This window comes from Paenibacillus sp. P22, from assembly GCF_000469945.2.
Classification (GTDB): Bacteria; Bacillota; Bacilli; order Paenibacillales; family Paenibacillaceae; genus Paenibacillus_O; species Paenibacillus_O humicus.
On sequence record NZ_CBRA020000070.1, the window covers coordinates 26616 to 44066 of the forward strand.

11 protein-coding genes are annotated in these 17451 nt (G+C 58.6%); 10 read left to right on the forward strand and 1 reads right to left on the reverse strand.

Going from position 1 to position 17451, the window contains the following annotated elements:
• Positions 1–124: 124 nt before the first annotated feature.
• From BN871_RS11415 to BN871_RS11430, 5 genes are all read left to right on the forward strand, one after another.
• Entirely contained in the window at positions 125–3646 is a 3522-nt protein-coding gene (locus tag BN871_RS11415; RefSeq protein WP_232312976.1) for a response regulator, read from the forward strand.
• Positions 3647–3673: 27 nt separating this feature from the next.
• Complete coding sequence (locus BN871_RS11420; RefSeq protein WP_021879996.1) at positions 3674–4888, forward strand: ATP-binding protein; 1215 nt, start codon at positions 3674–3676, stop codon at positions 4886–4888.
• A complete protein-coding gene (locus BN871_RS27635) occupies positions 4885–5277 on the forward strand; it encodes a hypothetical protein (protein WP_127509161.1) in 393 nt (130 codons plus the stop codon). Before BN871_RS11420 ends, BN871_RS27635 begins: the two co-directional genes overlap by 4 nt.
• A complete protein-coding gene (locus BN871_RS11425; RefSeq protein WP_021879995.1) occupies positions 5198–8194 on the forward strand; it encodes a glycosyl hydrolase in 2997 nt (998 codons plus the stop codon). The genes BN871_RS27635 and BN871_RS11425 overlap by 80 nt, the downstream gene beginning before the upstream one ends.
• 270 nt (positions 8195–8464) lie before the next feature.
• Positions 8465–8977 (forward strand): hypothetical protein, encoded by a 513-nt coding sequence (locus BN871_RS11430; protein WP_048746057.1) that lies wholly within the window; start codon positions 8465–8467, stop codon positions 8975–8977.
• Between the two features lie 164 nt (positions 8978–9141).
• Here BN871_RS11430 and BN871_RS11435 read toward each other — a convergent pair whose 3' ends face one another.
• A complete protein-coding gene (locus tag BN871_RS11435) occupies positions 9142–10221 on the reverse strand; it encodes a copper amine oxidase N-terminal domain-containing protein (protein WP_021880515.1) in 1080 nt (359 codons plus the stop codon).
• A 196-nt stretch (positions 10222–10417) separates the two neighbouring features.
• On the opposite strand from BN871_RS11435, the gene BN871_RS11440 reads away from it, so the two are divergent.
• The 5 genes from BN871_RS11440 (at position 10418) to BN871_RS11460 (ending at position 17441) form a co-directional block, all read left to right on the forward strand.
• Positions 10418–10684 carry a hypothetical protein gene (locus BN871_RS11440; RefSeq protein WP_048746058.1) on the forward strand — a complete coding sequence of 89 codons (267 nt, stop codon included), beginning with the start codon at positions 10418–10420 and terminating at the stop codon, positions 10682–10684.
• 745 nt (positions 10685–11429) lie between these two features.
• Complete coding sequence (locus BN871_RS11445; protein ID WP_021880514.1) at positions 11430–13880, forward strand: helix-turn-helix domain-containing protein; 2451 nt, start codon at positions 11430–11432, stop codon at positions 13878–13880.
• Positions 13881–14047: 167 nt separating this feature from the next.
• Entirely contained in the window at positions 14048–14971 is a 924-nt protein-coding gene (locus BN871_RS11450; protein ID WP_048746060.1) for a sugar ABC transporter permease, read from the forward strand.
• A gap of 16 nt (positions 14972–14987) precedes the next feature.
• A complete protein-coding gene (locus BN871_RS11455) occupies positions 14988–15848 on the forward strand; it encodes a carbohydrate ABC transporter permease (RefSeq protein ID WP_048746062.1) in 861 nt (286 codons plus the stop codon).
• A 36-nt stretch (positions 15849–15884) separates the two neighbouring features.
• Positions 15885–17441 (forward strand): extracellular solute-binding protein, encoded by a 1557-nt coding sequence (locus BN871_RS11460; protein ID WP_232312979.1) that lies wholly within the window; start codon positions 15885–15887, stop codon positions 17439–17441.
• Positions 17442–17451: the final 10 nt, after the last annotated feature.

Sequence of the window (17451 nt, forward strand, 5' to 3'; positions counted from 1 at the left end):
TAATGAATTGATTCCAGTGGACTAATCCGTCAGAGGTGAATAGATGAACATTCAGAAGAAAATTTGGACAGGCGTTGCCGTTTCTATTCTACTTCTAACTTATTTTGTAGCTTTGTCGTGGGTCATGTTGGACTCATCCTGGGCGATCGTTTCTACGGCGCTTGGGGCAGCCGGCATTGCCGCTGTCGGCTTCATTTCTATAGGAGCAGTCCGCAGCTTGCGGAGCGGCATGGCGCAGATCGCCGGCATCGCGAAGAGAATGGAGGAAGGCGAGAAGGTGGAGGAGGCCGGTCCGGCAGAGGCAGCCGGCGAGTTCAGCTCCCTGGCCGCGACGTTCCGCTCCCTGGCGGACACCCTGTTCAACAAGACGGAGCAGGAACGCTCCATGCGGCTGGAGGCGGAGGAGCAGGCATGGATCAATGCAAGCGTCTCGGAGATGGCCATTCTGCTGCAAGGGTCTATCGAGGTGGAGGCGGCTTCCCGGATTTTCATCCGCAAGCTGGCTGCAGCTGTCGATGCAAGCTACGGCTCCATGTATGTCGGACGCGACGCGAAGTATCATTTCGCCGCCGGTTATGCCCATGATGCCGGCGAGCTGCCGCGGGAGCCGATTCAGCCGGGGCAGGGCCTGGTGGGGCAATGCGCTTTGGACAAGGCTCCGCTGGAGCTGCGGCATATTCCCGATGGGTATATCCGCATCCAGTCGGCTCTGGGAGCCGCCGTGCCTTCCAGCCTGCTGGTCGTTCCCCTTCTTTACGAGGGGGAGACCGTCGCTGTCCTGGAGCTGGCCTCGTTCCGGGAATTCGCCGGGAAGGAGCGGCAGCTGATCGACCGCGTCAGCCACAATATGGGCGTGCTGATCAATACGCTGGCGGATGTGGCGAAGATCGACGAGCTGCTGCGCGAAACGCAGAACCAGAAGAAAGAGCTTGAAGCCCAGACGGAGGAGCTGCAAGCTCAGACGGAAGAGCTGCAAGCCCAGACGGAAGAGCTGCAGCATCAGACGGAGGAGCTGCAGGCTCAGACGGAGGAGCTCAAGGCCCAGGCGGACGAGCTTCATCTCCAGTCAATTCAGCTGGAGCAGTCCAATGACCAGCTGCGGCTAGAGACGGAAACGACGGCCAGGCAGAAGGAGCAGATCGAGATTCAGTTTCTGGAGGAGCAGGCGCAGGCCGAGCAGCTGCGGCTGCAGGCGGAAAAGCTGCGTGTGCAGACGGAGCAGTTGAAGGAAGCCGGCGAGATGGCGCTTCGCCAGAAGGAGGAGATCGAGCGTCAGGCCGACGAACTGAAGGATCAGGCGGAAGAGCTTCGCCTGTCGAACGAAGGGCTCAGGGAGCAGATGGAGCTGACGGAGCGCCAAAAGAGGGAGCTTCAGCTTCAGTCCGAGGAGCTGCAGGCCCAGACGGAAGAGCTGCAGGCTCAGACCGACGAGCTGCAGGCCCAGTCGGAGGAGCTGCAGGCCCAGACCGACGAGCTCAAGGTTCAAGCCGAGGAGCTTGAAATGTTCAATCATTCGCTGCAAGAGCAGATGGAACTGACCGAAAGCCAAAAGATCGAAATCAAAGCCCAGGCGGACGAAATCTATCTGGCCGCCCAGCACAAATCGGAATTTCTGGCCAACGTCTCCCACGAGCTGCGCACGCCGCTCAACAGCCTCCTCATCCTGTCGCAAATATTGGCGGAGAACAAGGAAGGCAATCTGCAGACCAAGCAGCTGGAATATGTTCATACGATCTACTCGTCCGGCAAGGATCTCCTGCAGCTGATCGACGAAATTCTCGATCTGGCCAAGCTGGAGACCGGCAAGATGACTCCTGTCATCGAAGCGACCGAGCTTCACGGCATCGCCGACCAGCTGTACCGCACTTTTGAGCTGCAGGCGCAGAAGAAATCAATCGCCTTCGACATCCGGATGGACCGCAGCCTGCCGGCTTCGATTCTGACGGATGGGCACCGGGTTCAGCAGATCATCCGCAACCTGCTGTCCAATGCCCTCAAATTCACGGAGGAAGGCTCCGTTTCTCTTCATATCGGTTCCGGCAGTCCGGCATCGCCGGGAGCCGGGCCGGAAGAAATCGTATTCGCCGTCGCGGATACGGGGATCGGGATTCCCGCGTCCAAGCTGGAGTCCATCTTCGAGGCCTTCCAGCAGGCGGACGGAACGACGAGCCGCAAGTACGGCGGCACGGGCCTTGGCCTGACGATCAGCCGAGAGCTGGCGGGCCTGCTGGGGGGGCGGATCGAGGCTTCCTCCATGGACGGACAAGGAAGCACCTTCAGCCTGATTATTCCGGCCAGACTGCCGGAAGCCGCGGCAAGCAAGGAAGCGGAGCCGATCTCGATCGCATCCGAATCGGAGAGGTCCGGCCAAGGCAAGTTCATGGAATCGTTCGTTCCGGACATTTCCATCTCCAATCCGAAGCTGCTGCAATTTTCCGAGATGGAGGACGACCGCGACGATCTGCAGCAAGGCGATACGGTGCTCCTGATCATTGAAGATGATGCCGACTTCGCGGCCATCCTGCTGCAGATCGCCCGGCGGCGCGGCTTCAAGGCGATCGTCGCCTTCCAGGGGGACCAGGGCCTCGCGCTCGCCCATGCCTACAAGCCGGACGCCATTCTGCTCGACACCGATCTTCCTGTCCTGGACGGATGGTCGATTATAAGCAGGCTGAAGAGCCGGCCGGAGCTGCGGCATATTCCCGTCCACGTCATCTCGACGGAGGACCGCGACCAGCAGACGCTCAGCCTCGGGGCGCTTTCCTTCTGGAAGAAGCCGAACGGGCCGGAGGAGCTGGAAGCCGCATTTCTGGACATCGAGTCGTACATCCGGCGCCGGGTCAAAAACCTGCTGATCGTCGAGGACAATGTCGATCTGCGCAAAAGCCTGGTCGCCTACATCGACCATCCCGACGTCCGGATCACCGCGGTCGGCACGGGCCGGGAAGCGATGGAGCAGCTGGCCGTCCAGCATTTCGACTGCATGGTGCTGGATCTGGGCCTTGCCGACATATCGGGCTTCGACCTGCTGGAGCAGGTGAAGACCAACCGCAAGCTGCAGACGCTGCCCGTGACGATTTACACCGGCAAGGAGCTCGGCAAGCAGGATGAGCTGAAGCTCAAGCATTATGCCGAGAGCATCGTCATCAAGAACGTCAGGTCGATGGAACGGCTGTACGACGAGACCGCCCTCTACCTGCATCGCCGCACGGCGGACCTGCCGCCGGACAAGCAGCGCATCATCGAGAAGCTGCATAATCCGGAGGCTGCTTTCGAGGGAAGGCGCATTCTGCTCGTCGACGACGACATGAGAAATATTTTTGCCTTGTCCAGCGTGCTGGAGGGCTACAACATGGATATCCAGTTCGCCCAGAACGGCAAGGAAGCTCTCGCCATGCTGCAGAGGATGGAGGATGTCGATCTCGTCTTCATGGACATCATGATGCCGGAGATGGACGGCTATGAGACGATGAGGGCGATTCGCGCCATTCCGGCCTACGACAGCCTGGTCATCATCGCGCTGACGGCGCGGGCCATGGAAGAGGACCGGATCAAATGCCTGGATGCGGGAGCATCCGATTATATTCCCAAGCCGATCAACACAACCCAGCTGGTCACGATGCTCAAGACTTGGCTGATCAACTAACGACAACGAAAGACAGGTGGGGCTGGGATGGATTATCCCGTTAACATTCTGCTTGTGGACGACCGTCCGGACGAATATACGTCGATTGCGGCGCTGTTGGCCGACAAGCCTTATCAGCTTCTGGGAGCGGCTTCCGGCATGCTTGCGCTCAAAGCCTTGCTGGAGAACGAGGTCGCGCTGATCATCATGGACGTGCTCATGCCGGACATGAACGGATTCGAGACGGCCCGGCGCATCAAGATGAGAAAGAAATCGCAGGATATTCCGATCATCTTCCTCACATCGCTCACCTCGGAGCTGCAGGATTACATGAAAGCCTATTCGGCCGGCGCCATCGATTACTTGACCAAGCCGTTCCAGCCCGACATCCTGCGCAGCAAGATCGACGGCTTCGTGAGCCTGTACAAAGCGCGCAAGGAGCTCCAGATCAAGAGCGACCAGCTGCAGCAGCGGACGGCCGAGCTGGAGGCGAGCAACCGGGCGCTGATGGAACTGAAGGAAAAGGCGGAAGTCGCGCTGCGGATCAAGTCCGGGTTCCTCTCCATGATCAGCCATGAGATCCGGACACCGATGAACGGCATCCTGTCCATGTCCGAGATGCTGCTGGAGGCGGAGCTCAAGCCTCAGGACCGCCGCACGGCCGAGATTATCCATAAGAGCGGGCGAGGGCTGCTGTCCGTCGTCAATCAGATCCTGGATTATTCCAAGATGGAATCCGGCAAGATGGAGCTGGACTACCGGCCGTTCGAGGTGGAGGAATGCCTGGGAGAAACGCTTGATCTATTCAAGGGGCTCGCTCTGGAAAAAAACCTGAGCCTCGAATCCTATCTGGATCCGTCTGTTCCTGCGGTGCTGGAAGGCGATTCGAACCGTCTGCGGCAAATACTGATCAACCTGATCGGCAACGCGATCAAGTTCACTGAATCGGGCGGCGTCAAGATCTACGTGAACAAGAGAGACGAGACGGAGGAAACCGTTCAGCTCGAGTTCGTCGTGGAGGATTCGGGAATCGGCATTCCCCAGGAAAAGATGGACGAGCTGTTCCAGCCGTTCATCCAGCTTCAGACGCCGTTCGCTTCCAAGCAGGAAGGGACCGGTCTCGGCCTGTCCATCTGCAAGACTTTGGTCGAGCTGATGGGCGGAACCATCTATGCGACCTCCCAGGTCGGGGACGGCACCATGTTCATCTTTACGATGATCGCCGCTCTGCCGGCCGGCGGCCGGCCTTCCGTTTCCGCTTGAAGACCGGTTCTGCAAAAGAATGGACAAGCCCTTGGCCCGTGCTGCCAGGGGCTGGTTCTTTTTTTCGGGACGATTCCGATCCGGACGACAGCAAGGACCGGCAGGCGGCAAAAGCCGTCTTTTTTCATTTTCGCCGAGAATGTGAAAAAAAGGGAATAAACCCGAAAAAAGGTGCCTTTATCGGCCGGTATTGTGTTGGTACGATGATCACATACGGGGTCGTCCCCTGTATGAATGCATGGATGGGAAAGGAGCTGGAAAGACGAATCGGTTTTATGAAAGCGTTATCAAAAGTCGAGGAGGAACAAAATGAAGAAAATGACGGCGGGCCTGCTCATGCTGGCCCTTATTCTGTCCCTGCTGCCGGCGGGCAGAGCTACAGCCTATAACGGCGAAGTCGCGCTCGGCTCCGGCTCTTATTCCACGGTGCTGCCGGCCGGAGCGGTCGACACCCAGTCCAACATCTACAAGACGGCCAACGTCACGGGAGCGATGCCTACCAATGACTGGTGGAGCAACCTGGCTTGTGATACGTATTCCGAAGCCCAATATCCGCATCCGCTGGCGATGAAAAACGGCTCCGGAGGCATCCGCATCTATTATCCGGGCAACCGGATTACGGCGAACTCCAGCTGCGTCTGCGGCTGGATCAACGATATCCATGACTTCACGGTCGGGCATACGGCCGTCTCGAGCTTCCCCGACGCCAAGGTCGACGGCTTCAGCGACTGGTTCGTGAAGGCTCAATACAAGAGCGGCGCGAACGAAATGAACGTTACGTACGGGCACGGTTCTCCTTACGTGTACTTTACGTATGCGGGCGGCAGTCCGAAGGTGGACTTTTACGACGCTCCGACGATCTGGTCCGGCAGCGCAAGCACTCCGGTGCTAGGCATAACGGTGGCAGGCGCGCATTACGGGCTGTTCGGCGCGAGCGGCAGCACCTGGAGCGGCATCGGCGGCAAAACGCTGACGAACAACGGCAGCACGTATTTCTCCGTTGCCGTCCTTCCGGACAATACGCAGGCGACTCTGAACAAATACGCCCAGTATGCCTACTCGCATGTGACGGGAACCCAGGTGTCGTATGCCTACAACGCTTCGACAAGCAAGGTGACGTCGACCTTCACCTTCACGACGCAGGCCAAGCAGGGCACGCAGACGGGCACGATTTTTGCCCTCTATCCGCATCAATGGAAGAACAGCTCGAGCCCGCTGCTCTCCTACACGTACAATTCGGTGCGCGGCCTCATGAAGACGGGGGAAGGGAGCTCTTTCCAGACCGTCATGAATTTCAACGGCGTGCTGCCTTCCCTGCCGGACAAAGGCTCCTATGACCGCGCGCTGCTCCAGCAGTATGTGGACCAGGCGGAGGCAGAGACGTACAGCGGCGACGCCGACACCTACTGGGTCGGCAAGACGCTCGGCAAGCTGGCCTCGCTCGCTCCGATCGCCGACCAGATCGGCGACACGACGGCGGCGAACAAGTTCCGCAGCTCGATCAAGACCATTCTCCAGGGCTGGTTCAAGTCCAGCGACGCCGCCGGCAACCTCAAGAGCGGCAATGTCTTCTATTACAACCGCAACTGGGGCACCGTCATCGGCTATCCGGCCAGCTACGGCTCCAACAATGAGCTCAACGACCACCATTTCCATTACGGTTACTTCATCAAAGCCGCTGCGGAAATCGCCAGGACGGACAAAGCCTGGGCTTCCGCCTGGGGTCCGATGGTCAACCTGCTGATCCGCGACATCGCCAGCAGCAGCCGCACGGACACGATGTTCCCTTACCTGCGCAACTTCGATCCTTATGCCGGCCATTCGTGGGCTTCCGGCCATGCTCGGTTCGGGGACGGCAACAACAACGAATCCTCCTCCGAGGGCATGAACGCCTGGGCGGGCATGATTCTGTGGGGACAAGCGACGGGAGACACCGCAATCCGCGATACAGGCATTTCCCTGTACACGACCGAGATGAACGCAATCAATGAATACTGGTTCGACGTCACGGGCAGCAACCGCCCGGCCGGCTTCACCCGCTCTACCGCGAGCATGGTCTGGGGCGGCAAGACGGTAGGCGACGGCACCTGGTGGACCGGCAACCCGGAGGAAGTGCACGGCATCAACTGGCTGCCGTTCACGGGAGCATCGCTCTATCTGACCCAGTACCCGGATTACGCCGCCAAGAACTACAATGCGCTTGTATCCGAGAATGGCGGCACGAACTTTGACGCGTGGGAAGACTTGATCTATATGTACAGAGCAATCTCGAATCCGGCGGAAGCGAAAAGCTTCTGGAACGCGCGCGGCAACGCCCTCTCGGCCGAGGCGGGCAACTCCAAGGCGTTCGCGTACCACTGGATCTACAATCTGGATGCGATAGGCGTCCAGGACCGCACCGTGACGGCGAATACGCCGCTCTACGCCGTCTTCGTGAAAAACGGCGTCCGCACTTATACAGCTTATAATGCAGGCAGCTCCGCAATTACCGTCACCTTCTCCGACGGCAAGACGATGTCGGTGCCGGCGAACGGCTCGGCGACGGAAGGGGCCGGCGGAACGACGCCGACCCCAACGCCGACGCCGACACCAACACCGACGCCGACGCCGACCCCGACGCCGACCCCGACGCCTGCTCCGTCGGCGGGAGCGATTCCGGGCAAGATCGAAGCCGAGAGCTACGCTTCCATGAGCGGCGTGCAGACGGAGGCGACAACGGATACCGGCGGCGGGTTGAACGTCGGCTACCTGGATACCGGCGACTGGATGGATTACAGCGTCAACGTCGCCCAGGCGGGAACGTATACGCTGCAGGCAAGGGTGGCGAGTCCGAATGCGACGGGACAATTCCAGCTGCGCTCCGGCAGCACGACGCTCGCTACGGTAACGGTGCCGAATACGGGCGGCTGGCAGACCTGGACGACCGTCTCGGCGCAGGTGCAGCTGGCAGCGGGACCTCAGACTCTCCGCGTCTACATCAGCGGTCCGCAGTTCAATATCAACTGGCTGCAGTTTGCTTCTGCAAGCAACGTGCTGACTTACACTGCCGCCGATTATACCGCGACAGTGACCAAGTCGGGCACGTCGGAAGCGCTTGTGTTCGCTCCCAAGACGGCGGCGGCTTACGTCGATGTCCATTACACGATCAATGGAGCCAACCAGCAGAACGTGCGCATGGTTCAAAGCGGAACCAACTGGACGCATACGATCCAGGGGTTGGCCGCAGGCCAGTCGATCGAGCTGTGGTTCACCTATGAGAAGTCGGGACCGCAATATGATTCGGCTCATTACACGTATACGCATTGAGGCGGCGTTCCTTTAGCGGATCCTTTTGAATGGGTTCCGCAGCGAGACTGAGAATGCGGTCAAGAGAGTGGGAAAGAGGAGGTCGTCGTAACCGACGCCTCCTCTTTCCTTTTGATGGCTAAGGTAGAGTTGGCGGAAAAAGCCGTCTAACTTGCTGCCCGAGCGTCGCCGAGTCCTCCGGGTTGGCGGAAAAAGCCGTCTAATTCGCTGCTCAAGCGCATCCCGAGCCGGAATAAGCCGAAAAAATCGTCTAATTCGCTGCTCAAGCGCATGCCGAGCCGTAATAAGCCGAAAAAAACGTCTAATTCGCTGCTCAAGCGCATGCCAAGCCGGAATAAGCCGAAAAAATCGTCTTATTCGCTGCTCAAGCGCATGCCGAGCCGGAATAAGCCGAAAAAATCGTCTTATTCACTGAATAAGCGCATGCCGAGCCGGAATAAGCCGAAAAAATCGTCTTATTCGCTGCACAAGCGCATGCCAAGCCGGAATAAGCCGAAAAAGTCGTCTTATTCGCTGCTCAAGCGCCTGCCGAGCCGGAATAAGCCGAAAAAATCGTCTTATTCACTGCACAAGCGCCTGCCGAGCCGGAATAAGCCGAAAAAATCGTCTTATTCGCTGCACAAGCGCCTGCCGAGCCGGAATAAGCCGAAAAAATCGTCTTATTCGCTGCACAAGCGCATGCCAAGCCGGAATAAGCCGAAAAAGTCGTCTTATTGGCTGCTCAAGCGCCTGTCGAGCCGGAATAAGCCGTCTAACTCACGCTCAAGTCGCATGTCGAGCTAGTGGAATAAGCAAACGAAAAAAGAGGGGTGCCTCCAGCCACTCTTTACCTGACTGGGGCATCCCTCTTAAAGTCTTACCTGCATTCGATTGCTCCGCCAAAGTGTGTGCCACGACATCCTTTAAACCGGAATGAACAAAAGCGGATAAGTTTTATTGAGCTTGTGTTATTGCATCTTTTCGCCGTTGTCGATGACAATCGTGTCCTCAAATACATAAGCGTTGCTCATGCGGAGGACTTCCGTGAAGTAGGACAGCGGCACGTACGTGCTTCCCTTCACGAGAGCCGGAGCCGTTCCGAGCTCAATCGGAGCGGTGCGGTTGTAGACGTAATAATCTTTGCCGATCTGGAGGCTGCTTCCCGGACCGATTAGGGTCGATTTGGTTTTGGCGTCCCAGGTAAGCTTGTACTTGAGCGCTTCGGCGATCGGACGCAGCGGAACCATTACCGTGCCTTTGGCGTCCGTGTAGGCGGCAGATCCCTTCAGGATCTTGCCTTCAACTACGATGGTTTTGTCGGTCACGTCGATAGGAGCTACCGGCTCTGCGCCGTCTCCGGGCGCTTGACCGATCGGAGGCACGGCTTCCTCAAAGAGGACGACGATCTCTTCCGGCGCAGCCTGGGCAGGGATGCTCTTCGTGCTGATGCCGTATTTGACCGCGAGGGAGCGGCCGGACAGCTCGCCGGTGAACGGCGTTCCGTCTTCAAGGATGATTTTCGTCTGGTCGGACGGACGGATCAGGAGCATCTTGTCCAGACTGAGCAGGCCTTCAGCGCCTTCCTTGCTCGTGGTGAACTGATCCACCTTCCAGGAGGAAGCGCCATCGGCTGCGGGAACGATGACCTCGGCCGGGAACTGCGGCGGATAGATCATGATGGCCGGCTTGCGGGTATCGTAGAAAACGGTCAGTTCGGCGCCGCTCTTCACCAGATCGGTTCCGGACGAGTAGGTGTTCTTGCTGACGACGAAGTTGGTGATGGAGTCTCCTTCGCTCACGACCGTGACCAGCTTGTCCCCCGTCTTGCCGAAGTCGGCGATTTCCTTGACCTTGCCGGTCACGGGCGCGAAGGCAGCGACGGGCTGCTGTTCTTCAGGCTGCGGGGAACTGATCGGAGCGTTGATCGGAACCGCCGTGGCAGGTTCGGAGGCAGCTGCGGCAGAGGCCATGGGAATGACCGAAGCGGCGGTAAGGGACAGAATGGCTGCGGACAGCAGGGCTTTCTTGCCTTTAGGATGTTTTTTCATAGGTGCATCTCTCCTGTCATGTCATGGTTCGGCGGCGGCAGGCCGCCCTTTTCATCCTCCTCTGACGGGGACTGTCAGGAAAAAGTTACAGATGGAAGCAGCTTTTTCCGAAAGAGTTCTTGGGTGGAACCCAGGTTTCATGATAAATTGGAACCGCTTCCTTTAATTAGGAAACTATTGAAGCGGAGGGGGAACTATGAGGCGCAATATTTGGTTGTCGTTCGCTTTCCACGTGATTGTCCTTGCCGGAACGATTCTGCTGTTTGCCATGGGCTGCTCTCCGCTGGCGCTTGTCTTGGCCGCTTTCATCGGATACCTGGCATTAGCCTATGCATGGCTGGTTCCGCTGCGTTCCGTGTGGGCTGACTTGGCATCGGTATCCTTTGTGAGCCTGACAGGCTTCGTTATCGGACTTATTTGCCTGGCGTTCCCTGGGATGATGGGGTTCGTCAATTCAAAATAACGATCCGCAGCGCCGAAACCGTCCATCATGCCTCATGCCATGACCGCCTCCATTCGAGGTGGTTTTTTGGTATAGGGATGATACAGGCCAGGAGTTATCGGACATAGGATTCGCTATTTGGAGGAAAAACCGTTTTTGGGATGCGAAACGGACATAGGATCTCTTATTCTATCAATTCCTATTGCATTCATGATAAAAAATACGAAATAACGGATCGTAGGTCCGATACATGGCAAAAGGAACTTTTGAGAATAAATAACGGAACGTTGTCCGATTTCCGGTAAATAGAGCGATATATCCATACTTTTTATCGATAAATTAGCTAGAGTGCCACGTTCCAAAACAGCTCCGGTGAGAACGTAGAACTGTCGCGCAGCAAACAAAGTTGGGGGCAGTCCGTTCTCGACGGAAAGCGGCAACCGCTTGACTTGCAACGGCAAGCATCAGGAAGCTGCCAGGCGCTTTCATGCACCCTACCTTTATCGCGAGAGAGGGAAAAGGAAAGAGGGAAGCGGCAAGATCTGCGAGTTCAATTGCTGCCGAGACCGTCAACCCGGTTCTAATAAGAAAGAAATAAAATAAAATTTTAGTAAATTGTGTTAGTATGGAAATAAATTTTCCCATCGTGTTCTCTCCATACGAATTCCTCCGTCCTTGATCAATCATCAGTCATCGATCCGCCCGCTGTCCTTGTCCAAATCCTGTTACAGGCGGTACCTACCCTTCCAAAAAGGTGGTATAGGCTATGGCATCCTCTCCCGGCAAGCATTCGTTCCGCATCTCGTTGTTCCGAAGGTACTTCGCCAGCTACTTCGCGCTCATCCTCGTTCCGGCCATCGCGGCCTGCGCGCTTGCCCAGGTGCTGGCGGTACGCCTGATCGAGAACGACGCCCGCAAGCTGAGCGATGTCATGGTGTCCCGCGTATCCGATCAAACGGACGCTTCTTTCCAATCGCTGCGCGCCAGCATGCTCGGCATGCTGTCCGGCTCCGGACTGTCCGGACTGCTCCGGACCGCCGGCGGTTCCTTGGAGGACCGAGAGCGCTCCGAGATGATTCATTCCCTGAGGCAGCAGCTCGGCAAGCTGGAGGCCGATCCGCTCGCTTCCCGCGTCTATCTGTATATGACCAAGGAAGACATGGTGATCGATCCCGATGCCTATACCGGAAAGTCCTATTATTTCACCATGCGATACCCGCTGAGCGACGGGATGCGGCACGAGCTGGCCGCGGGGCTAAAAGGACGCAAGATGCTCGACTTTGTCCTAACCGGCACGGAGCAGCTGTCCGCGGTCATCAGCTATCCTTTCAACACCGACTCGCCTGAAGCCTATCTGGTCGTCCAGCTCAATCAGCGGGCATTCGGCGAGCTGCTGCGCATCCCGGAGCCTTGGGCGGCGGGAACGATGCTGCTGAACCGTGAAGGGGAGGTCATCGGCCAAAGCGGTCTGGACCGCGGCGAGGCGGCCAGGCTGTCCTCCCTTGTCTTTCCGGGCTCCTTCTCGGCGCTGGCAAGGTCAGAATCCGTCTCCTCCTTGCAGGCGCTATCAGCAACCGCTGCCTTGGAGGCTCTGTCAGGAACCGCCTCTCAGGCGCGATCAGAACCCGCCGCCACGGAGGCTCTGCCGGGCGCGGTCTCTGCCGATATGCCCGGCTCCTCCTTCCGCACGGCCGAGGACAAAGGCATAGCCCTCGTTCCTTCCAAGCTGGACAACGGCTTTGCCTACCTGAGCGTAGTGGACATGCCGGCGCTTATGAAGCCGGTCACCGCAATCCGGATCGTCAGCTGGGCGTTCCTGCTGTTCTTCCTCGTCGTGGGCGGCCTGGCATCCTACCATCTGAGCAGGAGGAGCTACCGGCCGATCCGGGAAATCCGGGAAAGCTTCGGCCTGCAGCGAGCCTTGGAGCCGGCGAGCCGCTGGCGGCTGGCGAGAGGGAGCGAGCTCGATGCCATCCGGGACTACTCCCGGCTGATCGTCTCGGAGAACCGGCAGCTGTCCAAGCGGGTGGACGGCTTGCTGCCGATGCTGCGCGAGCATCTTCTGGCTCGGCTGCTGCTTGGCGAAGGAAGAGCTCCGGCGGAAGAAGCCGAGGAACTGGGCCTGTTGCCACGCAGAGACTCGGGGAAGGCCATGACCGTGTTCTGCATCGAGATTCATTATGGAGCCTATCCGGAGATGCCGCTCTCCGGGCAGTCGCGCCATATTCTCATGAAGGAGCTGAAGGAACGGATCATGGAGCTTCTGCCTCCCCCGATTCGGCTCGCCCAGCTTCCATCCGGGTTGCTGGCATGCGTCGCCGAATCCGCTCCCGGAGGAATTTCTCCGGCCGAATGCGCCGGCAGAATCCGGGCTGCGCTCCTGCATCATGCCGCGTATTACACCGCGACGATCGGCGTCGGCAGCGATGCGGAGACGGCCGAGGAGCTGCCGGCTTCCTGCAGGCAGGCAATCGAGTCTCTGCAGCAGAGGAGTCTCGGCACGGATGTGGAGATTTGCGCGGTCCCGAAACCCGGAAGCCAGCAATCGGCCGTGGCCGCGCGGGCCTTCCTTCCCGTCAAGGAGCTCAACCGGGTGACGAACCTGTGCGGCAGCAAGAACTACGACGGGCTGCTCGAAGCCGCCTACTCTGTGATCAGCGAAGGAGCACTCCGGGGAATGCCGGCCGTGTGGATGAAGTCGCTCTGCGCCGATCTGCTCAACGCCTGGATCCGCGCCTCGTCGTCCGAACGGGACGATGCCGGTCATGTCCATGCGGGCCTCTACGAGCAGCTGGGCCGCTGCATGACCGGAGATGAGCTCCGCAAATGCTTCGCGCTTATCCACGGAGTGCTTTTCCCCAAACCGTGCGAGGATCGCAAGGCCAAGAAGTTCGCCGCCGTGCTGGACTATATCCACGAGCATTACGACGAGGAGCTCTCTCTCGATTATTTCGCCTGCCAGATGAACATGTCCGCCGGCCATTTCAGCCGCTTGTTCAAGGAAGAGGTCGGGGAGAAGTATGTGGAGTATCTGGCGATGTACCGATTGAAGAAAGCGAAGGAGCTGCTGCTGTCCACCGACCTGCGCATCGACGACATCGCGGGCAAGGTCGGTTATTGGGGACGCCATTCCTTCATTCGCGTGTTCCGCAAATACGAGGGCGTCACGCCCGCGCAATACCGCTCCTCCCGCCCCGGCGCCCGCCCGGGCGCCTGAGGGTCCGTTTTTTCCCCAAGGGTCCTTTTTTGCGCCGCCAACGCTGCCGATTCCCGTCCTGACAGGCGCTGCGAAAACGGCTACAAGCCGCAAGGATGCATGCTTTACGACACCGCGATCCACTTCGTATAGTGGAGCCATCTTCCGGAATCCACGAGGAGGTGGTCATGTTGACGAGCGGCCGCCGGCTGCTGCCGGTTCTGAGGAAGCACCGGGCGCTTTACCTGCTGATGCTTCCCGGCATCCTGTATTACATCATTTTCAAATACGTCCCCATGTACGGCATCATCATCGCCTTCCAGGACTACTCCGTCGGCAAAGGCATTCTCGGCAGCAAGTTCGTCGGATTCAAGCATTTCGTCGAGTTTTTCTATGTAACGCCGGATGCCTGGAAGCTGATCCGCAACACGGTCCTGCTCAATGTGTACGATTTGCTCTTCCATTTTCCCGCTCCGATCCTTCTGGCGATCCTGTTCCATGAAATCCGCATCACCTGGTTCAAGCGGCTCGTGCAGAGCATCAGCTACATGCCGCATTTTCTGTCGACCGTCGTCATCGCCGGCATCCTCGTCACCTTCCTGTCTCCGTCGACCGGGGTCGTCAACCATGCGCTGGAGCGGCTGTTCGGCCTGGAGCCGATCATGTTCCTCGGCGAGCCGGGCTGGTTCCGGACGATCTATGTCGGCTCCGAGATCTGGCAGAAGATCGGCTGGGGCACGATTCTGTACCTGGCCGCCATCTCGGGCATCGATCCGACGCTGTATGAAGCGGCCAAGATGGATGGCGCGAGCCGGTTCCAGCAGGTCCGGCACATTACGCTTGTCGGGATGGTGCCGGTCATGATCGTGCTGTTCGTCCTGACGCTCGGCCACTTCATGGAGATCGGCTTCCAGAAGATTCTGCTCCTCTACAACTCCATGAATTACGAAACCTCGGACGTCATCAACACCTTCGTTTACCGGCGGGGCATCCTCGACGCCGACTTCAGCTTCGCGACGGCGGTCGGCCTGTTCCAGTCCGTCATCGGACTCATTCTTGTCGTGACCGCCAACCGGATCGTGCGCAAGCATTCCGGCACCAGCCTATGGTGAAAGGAGGCTGCACCCCATGAAAATCAAGGAAAGCTTCGGCTCCCGGCTGTTCGACGCCGCCAATATTCTGTTCATGCTGCTGTTGATGGCCGTCATGGTCTACCCTATGCTATACGTCATCTCGGCATCGGTCTCCAGCAACGCGCTGGTGGCAAGCGGCGCAGTGCTGCTCTGGCCCAAGGGCCTCACGACGGCGGCGTACGATCAGCTGGTCGGCAATCGAGACGTGTGGATCAGCTATTGGAATACGATCCGCTATACGGCCGTGCAGGTCGCGCTGACGCTGCTCGTGACGGCGGCGATGGCCTACCCTCTCTCCAAGAAATGGCTGCCGGGAAGAAGGCCGATCCTGCTCATGGCCGCGTTCACGCTGCTGTTCGGCGGAGGCATGATTCCGACCTTCCTCGTCGTGCAGAAGCTGGGCCTGCTGGATTCGATCTGGGCGATCGTGCTGCCTTCCCTCGTCAGCACCTGGTATTTGTTCATCATGCGCACCTTCTTCGAGGCGCTGCCCGAGGAGCTGGAGGACGCCGCGACGATCGACGGCTGTAATCCGCTGCAGGTGCTGCTGCGGGTCGTGCTGCCGCTGTCCATGCCCGTGATGGCGACGATCGGGCTGTTCACCGCCGTCAATCAGTGGAACTCTTTTTTCGACGCGCTGATCTATCTGAACGACCGCAGCCTGTACCCGCTGCAGATCATGCTGCGCAATATCCTCATCGCAGGCGAAACCGTGCAGGGCGAGGGCGATCTGACGCATCTGGAGACGCTCAAGTACGCCATGATCGTCATCGCGACGCTGCCTATCTTGTGCGTGTATCCCTTTATCCAGAAATATTTCGTGCAAGGCGCCATGATCGGCGGCGTGAAGGGCTGAGGAAGGATATGGAACCTTAAAGGGAGGCTCATGAACATGGACATCCGAAAGAAGAGAGCGGCAAAGTCATGGATGATGCTGGCGCTTGCAGGAGCGGTCGCAGCCGGCTGCAGCAACGGGGGAGAGAGCGGAGACGGCGGCAAGGGGGACGGCAAGCCGATCACGTATTCATGGCTCGTTTATGACCGGGTCGAGGGCAAGGTGCGTCCGGACTGGGAGATCTTCAAGGAAATCGAAGCCAAGACCGGGGTGAAGCCGGAGTTCCAGGTCGTCAGCCAGGAGGGGCTTGAGGAGAAAAAGCAGATCATGATCGCGACGGGCTCGGTGACCGACTTCATCCAGGTCAGCACGCAGGAGGGCCGGGACAACGGTCCGGACAAGGTGTTCCTGAACCTCAAGGATTATCTCGACAAGGCGCCGAATCTCAAGGCTTTCTACGACAAGTATCCCGAAGCCAAGGCGGTGGCCACGGGCGCCGACGGCGGCATCTACACCGTGCCGGTGCTGGAGGGCGACGCGGAGGGCAAGGGCTTCAACTTCATCTGGTACAGCCGCAAGGACCTCATGGACAAATACCAGCTGAAGGCTCCCGAAACGCTGGACGAATTCTATCGCTATCTCAAAGCCCTCAAGGAGAAGGAGCCGAAAAGCTATCCGCTCATCTCCAACGCGATCGTCGGGGACACGGGCTTGTATACGGTGTTCGGCCGGATTTTCACGGGCATACACGGCTTCTACAACCTCGATCCCGAGACCGGCAAGTATGCGTTTGCGCCTTATCAGAAGGGCTACAAGGACATGATCCTGTTCCTGAACAAGCTCTACAGCGAGAAGCTGCTCGATCCGGAGTATTCGCTGCTTACGGACGCTCAGTGGGAGGAGCGGATTCTGACGGGCAAGTCGCTCGTCACCTACTTCTGGAAAGCCGACCTGGAGACGCTGACGGACAAAGCCGTCAAAGCGGGCACGGCCGGCTACGAGCTTGATGCGATTCCTTCCTTCGCCGCTGATGGCGTGAAAAACTACCAGTTCTCCCGTCCGGTCGTCGGCGGCGTCGGCCGCGCGATCTCGGCCAAGGTGAAGGACAAGGAGCGTGCGGTCAAGTTCCTCGACTACCTCGTCGGCGAGGAAGGCTCGAACTATTTGTCGCTCGGAATCGAGGGCAAAACCTACACGCTGGAGAACGGAGTTCCCATGTACAACAAGGACTTCGGGGCGTCTCCATTCACGACGCTGCGCAAGGACTGGGGCGTCTGGTACGACATGATCACGCTCGACAACGCCAAGTCCAGGGCGGCTTGGGAGCGGGGGCTGAGCGACAAGGCCAAGGACATCAATGCGCGGTACGAGAAATTCATCGTTCCGGCTCCCAAGCAGGCTGTCAAGACGGAGGAGGAGCTGGAGCTCGAGAAATCCAAGCTGAGCAGCCTGAGCAAATACATGGAGCAGAAGCTGACCGAATTCGTGACCGGCAAAACGCCGATCACCGACGAGAGCTACGACCAGTTCGTCGCCCAGTGCAGGAAGCTCGGCTCCGACGAGCTGCTCGCCATGTACGAGACGGCTTATACCCGGACTTACGGCGGGAAGTGACATTCAACAT

What these genes read in the sequence shown, in the direction of transcription:
- BN871_RS11425 (WP_021879995.1), top strand. Translation starts at nt 5,198, where the DNA reads ATGAAGAAAATGACGGCGGGCCTGCTCATGCTGGCCCTTATTCTGTCC.
- BN871_RS11445 (WP_021880514.1), top strand. Translation starts at nt 11,430, where the DNA reads ATGGCATCCTCTCCCGGCAAGCATTCGTTCCGCATCTCGTTGTTCCGA.
- BN871_RS11440 (WP_048746058.1), top strand. Translation starts at nt 10,418, where the DNA reads ATGAGGCGCAATATTTGGTTGTCGTTCGCTTTCCACGTGATTGTCCTT.
- BN871_RS11430 (WP_048746057.1), top strand. Translation starts at nt 8,465, where the DNA reads ATGCCGAGCCGTAATAAGCCGAAAAAAACGTCTAATTCGCTGCTCAAG.
- BN871_RS11415 (WP_232312976.1), top strand. Translation starts at nt 125, where the DNA reads ATGTTGGACTCATCCTGGGCGATCGTTTCTACGGCGCTTGGGGCAGCC.
- BN871_RS11450 (WP_048746060.1), top strand. Translation starts at nt 14,048, where the DNA reads ATGTTGACGAGCGGCCGCCGGCTGCTGCCGGTTCTGAGGAAGCACCGG.
- BN871_RS11460 (WP_232312979.1), top strand. Translation starts at nt 15,885, where the DNA reads ATGGACATCCGAAAGAAGAGAGCGGCAAAGTCATGGATGATGCTGGCG.
- BN871_RS11455 (WP_048746062.1), top strand. Translation starts at nt 14,988, where the DNA reads ATGAAAATCAAGGAAAGCTTCGGCTCCCGGCTGTTCGACGCCGCCAAT.
- BN871_RS11420 (WP_021879996.1), top strand. Translation starts at nt 3,674, where the DNA reads ATGGATTATCCCGTTAACATTCTGCTTGTGGACGACCGTCCGGACGAA.
- BN871_RS11435 (WP_021880515.1), bottom strand. Translation starts at nt 10,221, where the DNA reads ATGAAAAAACATCCTAAAGGCAAGAAAGCCCTGCTGTCCGCAGCCATT.